Source organism: Thalassobius sp. MITS945101 (genome assembly GCF_047123305.1).
GTDB lineage: Bacteria > Pseudomonadota > Alphaproteobacteria > Rhodobacterales > Rhodobacteraceae > Thalassobius.
Genome location: NZ_CP138918.1, coordinates 3,092,419 through 3,109,120, shown reverse-complemented (window position 1 = coordinate 3,109,120; position 16,702 = coordinate 3,092,419). Strand labels below are relative to the sequence as shown.

Here is a 16,702-nt window from a genome sequence, read left to right as displayed (position 1 = left end):
TCGTTAGCCCTCTCATCTAATGCGGTTTCCCTGCGCCAGCGCACGCCCCATCTGGGCGGCAATCTGGCTGCGGGAGCGTTGGAACCCCGCGACATCCGGCGTGGAGATATGCATCACGATGGTCGGCGCAGCACCGGTGCTGGCACGCACCCCCAGCTTGCCGTCCGGGCCCCGGCTCAACGGCATGATTGCCTCGGGACCAGCTTCGCCCATCAGCCCCAAACCACCCCGCATCGGGAAGGTTGTGGCGCCCGAAATCACCCCGCCTTTGGCGAAGGGCATGACCTTGCCCTGGGCAAAGGCGCCGCCATTTGCAAAGGGCACAATGGCCCCAATCCCCTGCGCCAGCAGGCTGCCAAAATGGTCCGTCACCGGTTTCATCGCGGTGGCGTAAACCGTCTGCGAGATCGATTGCGCCAGGCCTGTCAAAGCGTCCGATAGCTTTGCGCCGTCGAAAATCACCGCGTCAAACGCCTTGCGCAGACCGCGGCTCATGCCACGCTCCAGCTGCCCCATCTCGACCGAGGTTTGGGCAAAACTGGCGCGGACTCGGGCCAGCTCACTGGTGAAACTCGCCGCCATAAGCGTCGCGCCTCCAAGGCCTGCTTCCAGAGCGTCAAGTTGGGCATCCAGGGTTTCAATGTCGTCAGGATCCAGCATCTTTGGCCTCCGTCGTTTTGGGGTTTGTCGCATCAGGAAACTCCTGAAGAAGGTCACGTAACCTGTTGCGGTTCATTGGTTTATCACCCTTAGTGACCCCCAACATCAGGGCCAACTCCACTGGGGTTAGCACCCAGAACTGATCGGGGTGCAGGCGCAGTTGGTGTAGGCCCGCACGCATCAGCCCAGACCAGTCAAAACCGCTCATTCCGCTGCCTCAGCCGGGGCAAAGGCGCGCATCAACAGGGTTGCGGCAAGGCGGGCGGCGCCGACCGGTCCACCGGCGATGTCTGCCGCCGCCAGATCCGCCGCCGAGCCGGTCCAGCCGCCACCGCGCAACCCCGCCAGCAACAGCGCCAGCACGTCACGGGTGGAAAACTGCCCCGCCTCGAACCGTTCGATCAGACTGACCAGAGTGTCGGCCGCAAGCGCCGCTTCCAGCTCGGCCAGGGCGCCAAGCGTCAGCTTCATCACCTGGCGCTCCCCGTTCAGGGTCAGCACCACTTCGCCGGCGTGCGGGTTCACCATCACACCACCGCCGTGAAGCTGAGCGCCCCGGCCGAGGCCAGCGACATCTCATAGGTGGCTTCGCCGTCATGGCTGCCCGCATAGTCAATTGCGGTCAGCTGAAAGGCGCCTTCGACAATGCCAAAATGCGGGATAACCACCTGAAAATTGGGCATTTCCGCATCAAAGAAAATCTGCCGCGCCCGTTCATCCGTGGCGGCATCCTTGAAGATTCCCGCGCCGGAAATGGCGGCGGATTTGACCCCCGCACCGGCCAGCAATTCGCGCCAGCCACCAGCGCTGTCGAGGCTGGTCACATCTACGCTTTCGGCGTTGAAAGAGATCCGCGTGGCACGAAGCCCCGCGAGGGTTTCAAACTGACCATCCCGGTCAGATCAACCTTGATTAACAGGTCTTTACCATTCTGCGCTGCCATTTTGGCCTCCGTTTACTTTGGTTAACTGTCGGCGATCTGCGCCATGAAACGCATGTCGATCCGGCGGGTGTCATCGCTGCGGTTGCGCTCGGCTTTGGCGCGGCGGAAGCGCAGCACGACCAGCGTGCCGCGGGTGAGGGTCAGGTCGGCATCCACCAGCAGCTCACTCACCCGCGCCGCCGCCTGTTTGACGCCGAGAAACCCGGCGTCCTGCCCCACTACGGTGACGGTGAATTCGTGCCTCGCGCCATGCCCCGTCTTGTCCGAGCGGTCGCGCACCTGTTCCGGTCCCAGCTGCACATAGCGACCCGGCAAAACACCGGTGAGCAGCGCGTCATAAACGCCGTCAACAAGCGTGGCGAGCGTGGTATCCGCAACGAGATGCTGGAACACGACCTCTTGCAGGGCGGCGGTGGCGGCGTAGCTCATGTGACCACCTCCTCATGGGCAAAACAGGTCAGGTAGCGGCCCTTTGGGTCGGCCTCATGCACCGCATCAATGCGGTAGCGACGGGGGCCTTCGACCAGCCGTTGGTCGGCACGTGGCCGCATGGAATGGCCCTCGGGTGCGGCGCGTAGGGTGATCTTGAACCGGCTCTGCGACAGGCCCGATGCCTCGCGGCCCGAGCGCAGCTGCACCGCGCCCCAAAGGGTGCCAAGCGCTTGCCAGCTCTCGCTAAATCCACCTGCGCCATCGGGCAAACGCGCAGGGGCTTCCAAGGTCAGTTGACGGTTCAAGAGCGGAGGTTTCATCACTTTCATTGCGCCGCTCCCGCAGGGGTGCCAAGACGCAGGGGGCGGTAGCGTTCCAGCAGTGCGGCGACGCCGAAGGGCATGCACCCGGCGCTGAGGGCGGTGTCATGGCGGTATTCGTAGAAATGGGCGGCCAGCATCAACACGGCCTGCGCCAGATCGGCGGGCAATGCCTCCCACGCGCCGAAACCGGCGGTGAAGTGGATCTCTGCCCGCCCACCTTTGGGGATCACCGGCAGGCTGGTGCCTGTGGGACGTAACACGGGGCGCTGGGGGTCAATCGACAGGTGATAGCGGCTGGGATCCAGCACCGCCGTACCTGTGTCATCGATCACCGTAACCGAGGTCACTGCGCTGACAGGCGCCAGCGGGAAGGGCTGCCCAGCGGGATGCTGCCATTGCGACAGGGTCAGTTCAAAATCGCGGGCTATCAAGGCCTTGCTGATCCGCGCCTCAATCGCAGCCAGGGCGGCGCGCAGAAAGGACTGCAGCAGATCATCCTGCAGGGCATCCTCCGCAAAGCCGCTGCCAAGGCGCAGATGCGCCCGCAATGCGGCGGTGGGCAGCGCCTCGGGCGCGAGGGGTGTCACTTCTACCAGGGTCATCGGGTCCTCCTTCACGCGGCCTGTCTGGGGGAAACGGGGCGAAGGCCGCCCCGCTTGAAGGTGTTGAAAAGCTTCACGAAACAGCGAAACGCAGCAGTTTGATCGCCGCAAAATCGCTGACGTCACCGCCCACCCGTTTGGTGGCATAGAACAGCACATGCGGCTTGGCGCTGAAGGGGTCACGCAGGATGCGCAGATCGGGACGTTCGGCGATGGTGTAACCGGCGGAGAAATCGCCAAAGGCAATCGAGTCGCTGCCAGTTGCGATGTCGGGCATGTCCTCGGCGATGACGACCGGATAGCCCAGCAGACGCGCGGGTTCCCCTGCGGCCAGACCGTCAGACCACAGGAAGCGACCGTCAGCGTCTTTCAGTTTGCGCACGGTGCCTGCGGTTTTGGAGTTCATCACAAAGCTGGCACCGACGCGGTATTCGGCGGCCAGGGCATAGACCAGGTCAACCAGGGCGTCGGCGCCATCAAAGGCCCCGTCCGCACCGGTGGCGATGTAGCCAAGGTTGCCCCAGGACCAGCTGTCCTCGGCCACGGCGGTGTGGGTCAGAAAACCGGTGGGTTTGTCCGAACCGTCGCCGGTGACAAAGGCTGCAGCTTCGGCGCGGGCGAATTTTTCAGCGATGCGCCCTGCCAGCCAGCCTTCGATGTCAAAGGCGGCGTCATCCAGCAGGCGCTGGCTGGCCTTGGGCAGGGCCGACAGCTCGTGCAGCGGGATGGTGATGCGGTCAAATTCAGGGGTAGCGGTTTCTGCCGCCGCGCCGGTTTCCGAGGCCCAGCCTTGGCCCATGTCGCCGTGGTCAATCAGCACGTCGTAAGAAGTGGCCTCAACCGGAACCACATTGGCGATCTGACGGATCGAGGCACCGCCCGCCAGCACCGATTGCACCGTGGCCGAGGTTTCGGGATCCACCAGATAGCCACCGTCCGAGTTCACTGCGGTGGACATGGATTTGCCCTCCAGCTCCAGCCCGCGCAGGGCATCATCATCGCCCGACCGCAGATAGGCGTTGAAGGCTTTCTGATGCGGCGCCTCAAGATCCGAGGCGGCAGAGAGAGCCGGACGCGCCGGCAGGTGGGATTTCCGATCAAACATGGTCAGTCGCTCTTCCTGTTTTTCAATTCGATTTTGAACATCGGCCCGAAAGCCTTTGAACTCGCTTACAAAATTCGCAACAGCGGCTTGCACCTCCTGAACCGGAGACAGATCTCCTCCGGTCCGAGACGATGCCTCGGTCATGGGGTTTCCTTTCGGTTTGGTCTTGGGTTTCGGGTCTTGCGGGCGCGGCTAGCGCCGATCTGCGCGCATCACGTCACGGGCCTGTCGCAGGGTTTCGGCCAGCTGGCCAAGCGCCATCTCCGCCGCCTTTTGTTCAGGTGTCAGCCGTGCGGTCGGCAGCATCGGGAAGGTCACCAGCGAGACCTCCCAGAGGTCCAGTTCCAGCAGGTGGCGCTGGCCGTCGGGCGCCTTGTGCGCCCGTTTGGTGCGATAGCCGATCGACAGCCCGTCAAGCGCCCCCGCCTGGATCAACGCCAGCGCTTCGCGAGCCTGGGCCACCTCTGGCAACAGCATGCCCTTGACCCAAAGACCGCGGGCGTCTTCGCGGATGTCCTGCCAGACGCCGATGGGCTGGGCCGGATCATGCTGCCAGAGCATCTTGACCTGACGCCCCTCGGCCGCCAGACGTTTCAGCGCCTTGGCAAAAGCCCCGGGACGAACGCAATCGCCACCCTGATCGGGCTGGTCAAACAGGCTGGCGTATCCGGCAATCACGGCCTCCCCTTCCTGAGACAAGCCATTGTCAACGCGCATAAATTTCTTCTCAAGCTCTTGCATCATCGCCTCCCTTCAAAGCGTCATCAGCAGCGGTTGCAGCGCCTGTGTCAGGATCACTGCGACCACGCCGTAGACCGTCAACCACAGCCGTTTTTCCAACCGTTCCATCTGCCCCTCCAGCCGGTCGAGCCGGCGGGTCATGCCGTCAAATTGCAGGCTGACGAGGCGTTCATGGGCCTCAAGCTGCAATCCCGGCGCACATTGGAAGGGCTCAAACGGGCGGTCAGGTTTCATCATCGTCCCCAACGGGCGTTTCTGCCTCGGACGTCTTCGTCGCCTCTCCGGTCTCCGTCGTTTCTACTGGCAGGCCCAGCAGGGCCCGTTTTTCCGACACCGACAGGAAGGCGGCGGCGCTGACCCGTTTCCATTGCGCGTCGCGTTCGCCGGACAGTGCCGGCACCTGGTCTAGATCTACCCGCAGATCCAGCGGCGCGCCGGAGTGCTGCGCCAGAAAATCGCCCAGTCGTCCGGCCACTTTCTGCACCAGGGGCAGCACGGTCAGCCGGTAGAAGGCGCGGTTGGCCTCTTGGTAGTTGGCGTAGGTGGCATCGCCCGGCACCCCCAGCAGCATCGGCGGCACCCCAAAGGCCAGGGCAATTTCGCGCGCGGCGCTGTCCTTGGTTTTCTGAAACTCCATATCGGAGGGGCTGAAGCCCATCGGCTTCCAGTCCAGCCCGCCTTCCAGCAGCATCGGACGGCCTGCGTTGCCTGCGCCTTGGTGGTATTGCGCCATCTCGGCTTGCAGCCGGTCATATTGATCGCTGGACAGGCTGCCCTGCCCGTCATTGCCCTGATAGACCAGCGCCCCCGAAGGCCGCGCGGCATTGTCGAGCAGCGCCTTGGACCAGCGCGAGGCGGCATTGTGCACTTCCAACGCCTGCGCGGCGGCCTGCATCGGGGACAGGCCATAGTGATCGTCCTGCGGGTGGAAGGCGCGGATATGGCAGATCGGCGGCAGTTCACCGCGCATGTTGAACCGGTGTTTGCGCCCGTTCACGGCGTAGTCATAAGCCTTGGGCCAACCATCGGTGCCCGGCACCAGCTGCATCCGGTCGGAACGCAACACGTAGAGCTCTGCCGGCACCTCCGCCGTGCCGGTGCTGTCGCCCACCGCCTCCAGGTAGCCGTCGCCGGTCAGCAGGATTTGGGCATAAAGCGCCTCCAACAGTTCCGCCCGCCCCTGCAACGGATTGGGACGCGCCAGCAGGTCCAGCACGGGGTGCATGTCATAGCGCTGTTGCCGGTCCTGCAGGATCAAGGGCAGCGAGGCCGCCGCCTCGGCGATCATTTTCACACAGCGGAAGCCTACCGGATTGCCCGAAAAGCCATTGCGGGTCAGCGAGGCGCTGTCGCGTGGGCTCCAGCTGATGCGACCGTTGCTGTGCAGCGCCATCATGCGACCGGCGGCGCTGGCCTTGGTCTGCTAGGGGGCAGCTGTGGCGGCTGGGGCGGCCTCGGGCTTGGCGGATTGGAAAAAGGAAAGAACCATAAAGTCTGCTCCTGCGTCGGGCGGTGTGCGTTGTTGCAACCACCCTGCGGTAAAAAGGTTAATTTCTGTTCATCACAGCGTACGCAGCTGTGGCTGACGCCAGTTCTGCGCCGGATTGAGCATCAATTCGGTCATCGCCCAGACCAGCGCATCCACACGGTCGGGGCTGCCCTTGCCGCGGTAGCCTTCGGCGGTCATGGCACACATCTGATCCTCCAGCGGGCCCAGATCGCGGGTGTGCAGAATGCGGCCCTGCTCATAAAGCGCGGCCACGGGTTCGGAGCGGGCGACCTTGCCCCGACTGGCGTGGCATTTGGTCAGCGGCACCATCGGTGACAGCTGACGGATCACCGCCTCCACCAGATCGCCACCCTGATTGACCTCAGCCACCATCCGGTCTGCCCCCCATTTCTCCATCATCAAAAGCGCCTGACGCGCCCAGGCGGTGGGGCTGGCTGCGGGCAGCGAGGCATCCTCCAGCACAAAGGCACGCCATTCGTTGACAGGCCCTTTGGTCGAGACACCGGCCACCACGATGCCGCAGGTGTCAGAGCCTTCGTTGGCGGTGACGGCGGGGTCAACGGCCACCACAATCCGGTCGAGATCGGGCACCAGATCGACGCGCAGGGCCTCTAGCCCGTGCGCAGTCCAGAGCGCGCCTTCGGCCTCTTCCAACAGTTCCCCCGCCAATTCCTGACGGCCCAGACGGGTGCCGGCATATCGGGCCTGCACCTCGGCCAGAAACGACGGCGCAAGATTGGCGCGGTTGGCCTCAGTTGCGGCATGGGTGATGACGGTGCTGTCGCGGCTCAGAAGGTCCTTCAACACCGGCACATTGCGCGGCGTGGTGGTGACACAGACCTGCGGCAGATCCCCCAGACGCAGGCCAAATTGCAACATGTCCTAGGTGTCCTGCACCTTGGGCCATTTGGCCAGCTCATCCACCCAAGCGCCGTCAAACTGCGGCCCGCGCAGCGCTTCGGGGTCATGGGCCGAGAAAATCTGTGCCTCCGCCCCATTGGGCCATTGCAGCAGCCGCCGGGAGGCAATCCAATCGGGGCGACGATCGGGGGGTGAACAGGCCAGAATGCCACTTTCGCCAAAGACCATAACCTCGCGCGCCTGATCCAGCGTTTCGCCAACAATCGCAAGGCGTTGACACCGGCCCCGATCCATCGGACGGGCGCCTTCGACCTGTGCCCGCACCCATTCGGCACCGGCGCGGGTTTTGCCCGCTCCGCGGCCGCCAAGGATCACCCAGGCGCGCCAGTCGCCCGCGGGTGGCATCTGGTGGTCCAGCGCCCAGAACTCGAACAGATAGGGCAAGGCGAGGATTTCCTCAGGGCTCAATGCGTCCAGAAAAGCGCTCTGGTGCGCCGCACTGGCGGAGCCGATCCAGGCGGCAGCGGATCTGATCCCGCGCGGCGTCGAAGTCGAGGGCGATCTGATCGGCGCGGCCTTGGCGTTCGCGGTTTCGGTCATGGACTTTTGTCTCCAGTTCAAAGGCGATTTTCAGCCAGTTGCGCAGATCGCTGAGCAGGCGCAGGTTATCGCGCACCGCCTCAGGTTCATCCAGACGCACCCGGTACTGCATCTCTTTCATGTCGTGTTTCATCTCGCCGAGGAGCTGCCCCACCTCGAGCAGCTGTTCGGCCAGAAGGTCCGCCGCGATGGCGCCCTCCGGTTGGTCGTTGCTGTGCATATTCATCGTGCCCGCCCCCTTTGGATCTGCTGTCCAGTTGCCAAGAAGGTTGGCGCGCGAAGGCTAAGATCGCGTTAGGGCAGCGTACGGTGGGGTTTGCTGGGGGGGGCGGCGCAGCGACGGTCCGTGGTGTGGCGATTTGAAGAAACCAATGGGCAGGCGCGCAATTATTGCCCGGCAACGCCGGGCAGCGCCCGAACCGCCCCCGAGGGGCGGGCGCTTCGCTTAGCCCCTCGGTTCGGACGCAGACGCGCTTCCGTGTGGGGAAAAAGCAAGATCAAACGCAGCAAAAAACCCGCCACTAGGGCGGGTTTCTCGGAAGTTTTATCAAGTCAGGTCAGCGACTTAGTTGTTGCTGCGCTCGGCCTCGATGGCGCGCCATTTGGCGACGTTGCGATTGTGTTCTGCCAGCGTTTCGGCAAAGGCGTGACCGCCGGTGCCATCGGCCACAAAGAACACAAACTTGGTCGAGGCCGGATCCAATGCCGCCTCGATGCTGGCGCGGCCGGGGTTGGCGATGGGGGTCGGCGGCAGACCGTCGATCACATAGGTGTTCCACGGGGTTTCGCCGCGCAGTTCGGACTGACGCAGGCCCCGTCCCAGCACACCTTCGCCTTTGGTGATGCCATAGATCACGGTCGGGTCGGTTTGCAGGCGCATGCCACGGTTCAGACGGTTGATGAAGACCGAGCCGACGGTGCGGCGTTCTTCGGCCACGCCGGTCTCTTTCTCGATGATCGAGGCCAGGATCAGCGCCTCTTCCATGCTGTCGAGCGGCAGGTCGTCGACACGGTTCTGCCAGGCGGTGGCCAGCACTTCGGCCTGGGCCGATTGCATCCGGTCGATCACCGACTGGCGGCTGTCGCCTTTGCGCACCTCATAGCTGTCAGGTGCCAGCGAGCCTTCGGCGGGCAGCGCCGCCACATCGCCGGACAGGACACCGACCGATTTCAGGCTCTCGACCACCTGCCACGAGGTCACACCCTCCGCCATCGCGATGCGGTGACGGGTGTCGCTTTGATCGGCGGCGGCGGTAAATTCGGCCGGAGCCGCATCCGCAGCCGGATTAAAGCTGGCGGTTTCGACAAATCGGTTGGTGGCAGGGTCCAGCTCGCGCACAAGGATCTGACTGCGGGTCACGCCGATACGGTAGACCACTTCGGTGCCGCAGGTGCTGGCGCCGCCTTTGGTCAGGGCCTCAACGATCTGTTCCATCGAGGCGCCACCTTCGACGAGAAACGCGCCCGCTTTCAGTTGATCCGCCTTGCCGGAATAATCCGCTCCGATCCGGAACAGTGCCCCGTTTTCGATGGCGCCTTCCGTTTCCAGTTTGCGGCTGATGCGCGACATGTTCGAGCCGGGTTCGACCCGCACACAGATCGGCGCTTCCAGCGGGCCTGCGGTGGTGTAGCTCTGCTGCCCCCACAGGATCACACCGCCTGCAAGGAACACCAGAACCACCAGAAACGTCAACGCGTTAGAGGCCAGCGCCTTCCACATATCAGTCGACTTTCCCGAACATCACCGAGGCATTGGTGCCGCCAAAGCCGAAGCTGTTGGAGAGCGCCACGTTGATTTCGCGTTCCACCTTTTTGTTCGGCGCGAGGTCCAGTTTGGACTCCACCGCCGGGTTGTCGAGGTTGATCGTGGGCGGGGCCACCTGATCGCGGATCGCCAGGATCGAGAAGATCGCCTCAATCGCGCCAGCAGCGCCCAGAAGGTGACCGGTCATCGACTTGGTCGAGGACATGGTGGCCGAGGCCGCCTTGTCGCCCAAGAGACGCTCTACCGCGCCCAGCTCGATGGTGTCGGCCATGGTCGAGGTGCCGTGGGCATTGATGTAGTCAATCGCCGAAGGTTCCACGCCCGCGTCTTTGATCGCCGCACGCATCGAACGTTCGCCGCCTTCGCCATTCTCCGACGGGGCGGTGATGTGGTAGGCGTCGCCCGACAGGCCGTAGCCCAGCACTTCGGCATAGATCTTGGCGCCGCGCGCTTTGGCGTGTTCATATTCTTCCAGCACCACAACACCAGCGCCTTCGCCCATGACAAAGCCGTCACGGTCGCCATCATAGGGGCGGCTGGCGGCCTGCGGGTCGTCCGACCGTTTGGTCGAGAGCGCCTTACAGGCGTTGAAACCCGCGATACCGATCTCGCAGATCGCCGCCTCAGCGCCGCCTGCAACCATCACATCCGCATCGCCGTATTTGATCAGACGGGTGGCGTCGCCAATGGCGTGTGCCCCGGTGGAACAGGCGGTGACAACCGCGTGGTTCGGACCCTTAAAGCCATATTTGATCGAGACCTGACCCGAGATCAGGTTGATCAGCGCGCCGGGAATAAAGAAAGGCGACACGCGACGCGGGCCTTTTTCTTTCAGCAGCAGCGTGGTGTCCGCGATCGACTGCAAACCACCGATGCCGGAGCCGATCATCACACCGGTGCGTTCCTGCGCATCGGTGTCTTCAGGCGCCCAGCCCGAGTCTTCCACCGCCTGCTGCGCCGCCGCAATGCCATAGAGGATGAAGTCATCCACCTTGCGGCGTTCTTTGGCCGACATCCAGTCATCAGGGTTAAAGGTGCCATCGCTGCCGTCCCCATAAGGAACTTCGCAGGCGTAATCCGTGCCCAGATGGCTGGCGTCAAAACGGGTGATTTTCCCCGCGCCCGACTGGCCATCCAGAATGCGGGACCAGGTTTCTTCCACACCGCTTGCAAGCGGGGTTACCAGACCCAATCCGGTCACGACGACTCGACGCATATTGTGCTCTCCTTTGCCTCGGCAATTTGCGCCTTCAATAGCTTGGATCAAGCCATAGGCGCAAGTGTGCAGCGCGCAGTATCACGGATTGGGCCGCATCTTGCCAGCCCTGATAAACGCATTCTTTCAAGCGGATATGAGGAGCGGTCGCGGGGCCTGGGCCGCAGCCCGACGGGAGGTGCCGTGGCAGGTGGCATAAAGGCGCGGGTATTCCTGTGGCGTGGTAAGGGTCGGTTAATCCCCCTGTGGTTCAATGGCGCAGGATGAGAATGTAACGAGTCGCCGATGAAACTGCTTTATGTGCTTGTGATGCTCTTGGGGCTGGGCCTTGTGGCGCCTGTCAGCGCCCAGCAAACCGCACCCTCGCTGACGAAATGTGCGGTGCAGGACTGGATGACCACGCTTTACTACCGGGCCCAGGCCATCACGCCCGCCAATGGTCCCCCGTCTGTTGTGGCCGTGGTGGCACTGCGCGAACATCGCTTTGCCAAGGATGAGGTCAATCTGCGGGTGGCTTTGCGTCAGGCGGGTCTGGGCCATCTGGAACCGGCAACGCGGCAGTTTCTGCTCGCGCTTGACCGCATCCTGGCCACCCCGGACCTGCTGCGCAGCGAACCGGGCCGGGATCGCGGCTGGCGTGCGGCGCTGGCACGTTTCAATCAGACAATTGCCCTGCTGGATTGCAGCGCCGCGGTGACCAAACGCCAGATCGGCCCGTTGCACAGTGACGTGCCCGGTGCCATGCCGCTGGACCGGTTTGCCGTGGTGGTGCTGGCCCTCAGCGTCAGCGCCATGTGTTTTGGCTATCTGGCCTCAAAATACCTGCTGCATCTTGGTAAAATCATGAAACGTTACATGATCCGCCTGCCCTGCACCCTGCAGTTTGCCACCACTGCCATCCCCGCGGAACTGGTGGATATTTCCCGCAGCGGCGCCAAGGTGCAGATCCAATCTCCCCTGGCGGATCCGGGCAAAATGACGGTGCTATTGCCGGGGCTGCAAGTGCCGGGCTACGTGGCTTGGCACAACACCAATTTTGCCGGTGTCCGGTTTCAGCGCAAACTCACCCGGGCCGAGATCCAGCTGCTGCGCGACAACCCCTTGGCCCAGGACCCCGACCCGCCTGCCCCGGCCACCAAAGGCTTTGCCTGAGGCGCAAACGCGCCCAGGCTGCCCGCAAAGAAAAACCCCCGCCGGCACCGGCAGGGGTTTCCCAGAAGTCTGATCGAAGCGAAAAAGCTTACGATGCGGAGCTGATGAATTTCACAGCGTCGCCGAAGGTCTGGATGGTTTCGGCTGCGTCATCCGGGATCTCGATGCCAAACTCTTCTTCGAAGGCCATAACCAGCTCAACGGTGTCCAGGCTGTCTGCGCCCAGGTCGTCGATGAAGGAAGCTGCTTCGGTCACCTTGTCTTCTTCAACACCCAGGTGCTCAACAACGATCTTTTTGACGCGGTCTGCGATATCGCTCATTTTCTGTCCTCATTCCTTTGGGCCTAGCGCCCGATTGCATGCCCCCTGCCCGCAGGTGGCTGAAGTAATGCCCGGTTTGTTGGGCGGTTGTTCCCTCAGGTCCCCTCCGGTTCCCCACCGGTTTCCCAAGGCATCCCGGGGGCCAGAAACCCAGCCCCCTGTAGAATCTGCGTGGCCTATAGCACATGGCAGCGACAACGCAAACGATTTAGCTGCCCCTGCGTCGCTCCATCTATGGTCTCTGCCGCGCCACACAAGTGCGTGGACTCAGAAAACCAAAGCGATCGGGCAAATGCCTTAGAGCATCGCCATGCCGCCGTTGACATGCAGGGTTGTGCCGGTGACATAGCCTGCCTCATCCGAGGCCAGATACAGCACGGCCGCCGCGATCTCTTCGGCGCTGCCCATGCGGCCAGCCGGGATCTTGGTGTTGATCGCCGCTTTCTGATCGTCGTTCAGCTTGTCGGTCATCGCCGTCGCAATGAACCCCGGCGCCACCGCATTGGCGGTGATGCCCCGGCTGGCAACCTCATAGGCGATGGATTTGGTCATCCCGACCATACCCGCCTTGGCCGCGGCATAGTTCACCTGGCCTGGGTTGCCGGTGGCCCCTACGATGGAGGAAATGTTGATGATCCGCCCCCAGCGCGCCTTCATCATCGGGCGCATCACACCGCGACACAGGCGCATCGAGGAGGTCAGGTTCACATCCAACACCGACTGCCATTCCTCATCCGACATCCGCATGAAGATCTGGTCGCGGGTGATACCGGCGTTGTTCACCAGAATGTCCAGCCCGCCCATCGCCGCAATCGCCGCCTTGGGCAGCGCGTCAACGGCTTCACCGTCGCTGAGGTTACAGGGCAGCACATGGGCGCGCGCGCCCAGCTCCGCCGCCAGAGCCTCCAGCGGTTCCACCCGGGTGCCCGACAGGCCCACCGTGGCGCCAGCGCCATGCAGTGCCTTGGCAATTGCGCCGCCAATGCCGCCCGAAGCGCCGGTGACCAGCGCGGTTTTTCCAGTCAAATCAAACATGTGACAGTTCCCTCTTATGTCACCCGCTGCGGCCCGGCCTGCCCTGTTTTCGGGATGCCGGCCTACAGCGGAAATCAAATTATGCGTTGCATGCAGCGTGGTTAGCTGAGGCTGGCGACCGCCTTGGCCACATCTTCGGGCGTGCCGATCGCGGTGCAGGCAATTGCCCGATCAATCCGGCGCACCATGCCCGACAATGCTTTGCCGGCGCCAATTTCCCAGATCTCAGACACCCCGTTCTGGCCCATCCAGGCCACGCTTTCACGCCAGCGCACCGAACCCGTCACTTGATTAACCAAGAGCGACCGAATGGTGGCGGGATCGCTCACCGCTTCGGCCACCACATTGGCCACAACCGGCACCACCGGGCGGTTGATGTCCACCTCCCCCAGCGCCTGCGCCATGACTTTGGCCGCCGGTTCCATCAGCTGACAATGGAACGGGGCGCTTACGGGCAGCAGTACCGCACGTTTGGCACCCTTCTCTTTCGCCAGATCCACGGCCCGTTCCACGGCATCCTTGTGCCCTGAAACCACCACCTGGCCCGGATCATTGTCATTGGCCGCCTGACAGACCTCGCCCATGGCGGCCTCTTCAGCAACGGATTTTGCGGTTTCGAAATCCAACCCCAAAAGCGCCGCCATCGCGCCTTCGCCCACAGGCACGGCCTGTTGCATCGCCTGGCCGCGGGTGCGCAAAAGACGCGCCGCATCGGTGATGCTCAAAGCACCTGCGGCCGCCAGCGCCGAATATTCCCCCAGCGAATGTCCGGCCACAAACCCCGCCTGATCGGCCAGAACCACACCTTCTGCTTCCAGTGCGCGCAGGGCCGCCAGAGAGGTCGCCATCAACGCCGGCTGGGCGTTTTGGGTCAGGGTCAGATCGGCCTGCTCCCCCTCCCAGATGAGGGTCGAGAGTTTCTCGCCAAGCGCCTCATCCACCTCGTCGAAGACGGCTTTTGCTGCCGGATATGCCTCGGACAGGGCTTTGCCCATTCCGATGGTCTGCGCCCCCTGGCCGGGGAAAACGAATGCTTTGGTCATTGGTGCCTCGTCCCGATTGTGTTTGACGTGGTGTAAACTCCAATGCCGCGCTTCACAAGAGAAAGCCCTCGTTGCGGAAAACTGCAGAGGGTCTGTGCGCATAAATGTGTTTATGAAGCTGGCCCAAACACCCTAGTGACAGGACACCCTTTTGACACAACCTTCAGGTTTTTTTGCCCCATGTCGACGCCTTCAAACTCGCTTACCAATACCTCTCTTCGCTATGGTGCCGTGGCCAAATGGTTCCACTGGCTCACTGCCGCGCTGATCCTGACGCTGATCCCGCTGGGTTTTGTGGCAAACCGGCTGGCGCAGCAGTTTCAATCCGATCCGGAAAGCGTCAACATCGAAACGGTCACAACCCTGTTTTCCATCCATAAAACACTTGGCGTTGCCGTGTTTTTCCTGGCCCTCGGACGGATTTTCTGGGCCCTGACTCAGCCCAAACCAAAATTGCTGCATGGCGACCGGAGGGGGGAGGCCTTTGCCGCGGAACTGGTGCATTGGCTGCTGTACATCAGTCTTGTTGCGGTGCCGCTTTCCGGCTGGATCCATCACGCGGCCACCTCTGGCTTTGCGCCGATCTGGTGGCCGATGGGCCAATCTCTGCCGCTGGTGCCGCAGTCCGCGCAGCTTGCCGAACTGTTTTCAACCTTGCACTTCCTCTTTGTGATCCTGCTGGTGTCCTCTTTGAGCCTGCATATCGCCGGAGCGCTCAAACACCATGTGATCGATCGCGACGCAACGTTGCGCCGGATGCTGCCTGGGCGCACGGAAGTCGCCGTCACAGACCGTCAGCCCCGCCAATGGCCCGGGGCGCTGATGGCTTTGGTGCTTGCACTTTTGCCCTTTGGCGCAGCGCTGTCTTTTGGCCCCACCGCAACCGCCCCGATTGAACTGCGTACTACGGAAAGCCAATGGCAGGTGACCAAAGGCACGCTCGACATTGCCATCGTGCAGCTGGGCAGCAACGTCGCGGGGCACTTTGACCAATGGACCGCCGCAATCCAATTTGACCCGCACAGCACTGATGCCATGAAAGGCAATATTGATGTGCAAATCGCTATTGACTCTTTGGCGCTGGGTTCTGTGCGCGATCAGGCAATGGGACCCGACTATTTCGACACCAGCAAACATCCGACAGCGCAATACAAAGCCGTCCTGGTAGACCGTTCCGGAACCCTGATGGCCGAGGGACAACTGACCTTGAAAGACGCTACCGTGCCTTTGTCTTTCCCTGTGAACTTGACCTTCAGCGAAAGTGGACAAGAGGCGCGGGCAACGGGAGACTTCATTCTGGACCGTCGCAGCTTTGCGATTGGCACCACGGTTCCAGACGCGGCGACCCTTGGATTTGACGTGCAGGTCCGTTTTGACCTGACGGCGGCGCTAGGCACCAGCTAAGGCGTTCTTTTTGCTCCCTTCATTATATCGTTCTAACGGTGCGCCTTTGCAGGCGTGCCGTTTGTTTTTTCGCAGTGCCACCGGTCGCAAACTGCAGATGTGGATCTGTTTGCGAACACCAGTCTACCGCGAATTCCTTAAACAAAGATGAACGCGCCTGCGGTCTTCTAAAAAAAAATTACCGCCAGAGTTTCCTCCGGCGGCCAAATAGCGTCGCAGCATTAACCGAATCTTAGGATTATTCGGCTTTCATGGCTTCGATCGAGATCTGAAGCGCCACCTCATCACTCACATAAGGAGCAAAAGCACCAACATTAAAATCGCTGCGCAGGATGGTTGCGGTTGCGTCGAACCCGGCCCAAGGTTTCTGCGCCATCGGGTGGGTACCAGCCTGGTTGAGCTTTGCATTCAGCACAACTGCTTTGGTCACACCGTTCAGCGTCAAGTCCCCGGTGATCAGAGCGGTGTTTTCGCCGGTCACTTCGATGGAAGTAGAGCTGAAAGTCACCAGTTCATCACCTTTGGCTCCGAAGAAGTCAGGCGACATGAAATGACCAAAGCGCTCTTCCCACCCGGTGATCATCGACGACAGCGGCATTGAAACATTGACCGAAGACGCGGCGGGATCTTCCGAGTCAAAGGTTACATCACCTTCGAACCCGGAGAACATGCCATAGGTGGTCGAATACCCCAGGTGGTTGTAGCTGAAAACAACCTGGCTGTGACTGGCGTCCAGCACGTAAGCTTCGGGCGCAGCAAGGGCAGGCGCGGCAAAAAGACCAAGGGCTACCAGCCCGGCGACGACATTGGATTTCATGAGGAACATTCCTTTGCATGGGTTCGAATTACATGCTGTCAAAATGCACACGGTTCCAAATTCAACAATTCCGCAGCCCCCAACAGAGTCTGCGCGCAGGTGAACAATGCAACCGGCTGAGAACCGCCTGTCGGAGCGAAAAAGTGAAAGGACCTGTGGTGTCTGGACCAC

Annotated in this window: 19 protein-coding genes and 2 pseudogenes; 2 read left to right on the top strand and 19 right to left on the bottom strand. The window is 62.3% G+C overall.

The window, feature by feature from the left end:
* Positions 1 to 12: 12 nt before the first annotated feature.
* The 15 genes and pseudogenes from SIC14_RS15400 to fabF all read right to left on the bottom strand — a co-directional run bounded on the left by SIC14_RS15400 (position 13) and on the right by fabF (position 10,758).
* Positions 13 to 660 carry a phage tail tape measure protein gene (locus SIC14_RS15400; protein ID WP_412562797.1) on the bottom strand — a complete coding sequence of 216 codons (648 nt, stop codon included), beginning with the start codon at positions 658 to 660 and terminating at the stop codon, positions 13 to 15.
* Positions 647 to 868, bottom strand: a complete 222-nt coding sequence (locus tag SIC14_RS15395) for a rcc01693 family protein (RefSeq protein ID WP_412562796.1) — start codon at positions 866 to 868, stop codon at positions 647 to 649. The genes SIC14_RS15400 and SIC14_RS15395 overlap by 14 nt, the downstream gene beginning before the upstream one ends.
* Positions 865 to 1,188 (bottom strand): GTA-gp10 family protein, encoded by a 324-nt coding sequence (locus SIC14_RS15390; RefSeq protein ID WP_412562795.1) that lies wholly within the window; start codon positions 1,186 to 1,188, stop codon positions 865 to 867. Before SIC14_RS15390 ends, SIC14_RS15395 begins: the two co-directional genes overlap by 4 nt.
* Positions 1,188 to 1,603, bottom strand: a pseudogene (locus SIC14_RS15385) (phage major tail protein, TP901-1 family). The gene SIC14_RS15390 and the pseudogene SIC14_RS15385 overlap by 1 nt, the downstream one beginning before the upstream one ends.
* 21 nt (positions 1,604 to 1,624) lie before the next feature.
* Positions 1,625 to 2,032: a DUF3168 domain-containing protein gene (locus tag SIC14_RS15380; protein WP_412562794.1), complete on the bottom strand. Its 408-nt coding sequence runs from the start codon at positions 2,030 to 2,032 to the stop codon at positions 1,625 to 1,627.
* The gene (locus SIC14_RS15375; RefSeq protein ID WP_412562793.1) at positions 2,029 to 2,364 is read right to left on the bottom strand and encodes a head-tail adaptor protein; all 336 of its coding nucleotides are present in this window, start codon (positions 2,362 to 2,364) and stop codon (positions 2,029 to 2,031) included. Before SIC14_RS15375 ends, SIC14_RS15380 begins: the two co-directional genes overlap by 4 nt.
* On the bottom strand, positions 2,361 to 2,960 hold the full coding sequence (locus SIC14_RS15370; protein ID WP_412562792.1) for a hypothetical protein: 600 nt from the start codon (positions 2,958 to 2,960) through the stop codon (positions 2,361 to 2,363). Before SIC14_RS15370 ends, SIC14_RS15375 begins: the two co-directional genes overlap by 4 nt.
* 73 nt (positions 2,961 to 3,033) lie before the next feature.
* A complete protein-coding gene (locus SIC14_RS15365) occupies positions 3,034 to 4,209 on the bottom strand; it encodes a phage major capsid protein (protein ID WP_412562791.1) in 1,176 nt (391 codons plus the stop codon).
* Positions 4,210 to 4,257: 48 nt separating this feature from the next.
* Positions 4,258 to 4,806, bottom strand: a complete 549-nt coding sequence (locus tag SIC14_RS15360; protein ID WP_412562790.1) for an HK97 family phage prohead protease — start codon at positions 4,804 to 4,806, stop codon at positions 4,258 to 4,260.
* A 12-nt stretch (positions 4,807 to 4,818) separates the two neighbouring features.
* Entirely contained in the window at positions 4,819 to 5,040 is a 222-nt protein-coding gene (locus SIC14_RS15355) for a hypothetical protein (RefSeq protein WP_412562789.1), read from the bottom strand.
* Positions 5,030 to 6,199, bottom strand: coding sequence for a phage portal protein (locus SIC14_RS15350; protein ID WP_412562788.1), 1,170 nt, complete (start codon positions 6,197 to 6,199; stop codon positions 5,030 to 5,032). The genes SIC14_RS15355 and SIC14_RS15350 overlap by 11 nt, the downstream gene beginning before the upstream one ends.
* Before the next feature lie 168 nt (positions 6,200 to 6,367).
* Positions 6,368 to 7,711: pseudogene (locus SIC14_RS15345) on the bottom strand (DNA-packaging protein).
* Entirely contained in the window at positions 7,635 to 8,003 is a 369-nt protein-coding gene (locus tag SIC14_RS15340) for a hypothetical protein (RefSeq protein ID WP_412562787.1), read from the bottom strand. The pseudogene SIC14_RS15345 and the gene SIC14_RS15340 overlap by 77 nt, the downstream one beginning before the upstream one ends.
* Positions 8,004 to 8,342: 339 nt before the next feature.
* Entirely contained in the window at positions 8,343 to 9,497 is a 1,155-nt protein-coding gene (gene mltG, locus SIC14_RS15335) for an endolytic transglycosylase MltG (protein ID WP_412562786.1), read from the bottom strand.
* 1 nt (position 9,498) lies between these two features.
* Positions 9,499 to 10,758, bottom strand: coding sequence for a beta-ketoacyl-ACP synthase II (gene fabF, locus SIC14_RS15330; protein WP_412562785.1), 1,260 nt, complete (start codon positions 10,756 to 10,758; stop codon positions 9,499 to 9,501).
* A 285-nt stretch (positions 10,759 to 11,043) separates the two neighbouring features.
* Between fabF and SIC14_RS15325 the strand changes: the two genes are divergently transcribed.
* Positions 11,044 to 11,910, top strand: a complete 867-nt coding sequence (locus tag SIC14_RS15325) for a PilZ domain-containing protein (protein WP_412562784.1) — start codon at positions 11,044 to 11,046, stop codon at positions 11,908 to 11,910.
* An 88-nt stretch (positions 11,911 to 11,998) separates the two neighbouring features.
* Here the strand turns inward: SIC14_RS15325 and SIC14_RS15320 are convergent, their stop codons facing one another.
* The 3 genes from SIC14_RS15320 to fabD all read right to left on the bottom strand — a co-directional run bounded on the left by SIC14_RS15320 (position 11,999) and on the right by fabD (position 14,310).
* Positions 11,999 to 12,232, bottom strand: coding sequence for an acyl carrier protein (locus SIC14_RS15320; protein ID WP_412562783.1), 234 nt, complete (start codon positions 12,230 to 12,232; stop codon positions 11,999 to 12,001).
* Positions 12,233 to 12,529: 297 nt separating this feature from the next.
* Positions 12,530 to 13,267, bottom strand: a complete 738-nt coding sequence (gene fabG, locus SIC14_RS15315; RefSeq protein ID WP_412562782.1) for a 3-oxoacyl-[acyl-carrier-protein] reductase — start codon at positions 13,265 to 13,267, stop codon at positions 12,530 to 12,532.
* A gap of 101 nt (positions 13,268 to 13,368) precedes the next feature.
* On the bottom strand, positions 13,369 to 14,310 hold the full coding sequence (gene fabD, locus SIC14_RS15310; protein ID WP_412562781.1) for an ACP S-malonyltransferase: 942 nt from the start codon (positions 14,308 to 14,310) through the stop codon (positions 13,369 to 13,371).
* A gap of 180 nt (positions 14,311 to 14,490) precedes the next feature.
* On the opposite strand from fabD, the gene SIC14_RS15305 reads away from it, so the two are divergent.
* Positions 14,491 to 15,714 carry a cytochrome b/b6 domain-containing protein gene (locus tag SIC14_RS15305; protein WP_412562780.1) on the top strand — a complete coding sequence of 408 codons (1,224 nt, stop codon included), beginning with the start codon at positions 14,491 to 14,493 and terminating at the stop codon, positions 15,712 to 15,714.
* A gap of 238 nt (positions 15,715 to 15,952) precedes the next feature.
* Here the strand turns inward: SIC14_RS15305 and SIC14_RS15300 are convergent, their stop codons facing one another.
* Positions 15,953 to 16,531 (bottom strand): YceI family protein, encoded by a 579-nt coding sequence (locus tag SIC14_RS15300; RefSeq protein ID WP_412562779.1) that lies wholly within the window; start codon positions 16,529 to 16,531, stop codon positions 15,953 to 15,955.
* Positions 16,532 to 16,702: the final 171 nt, after the last annotated feature.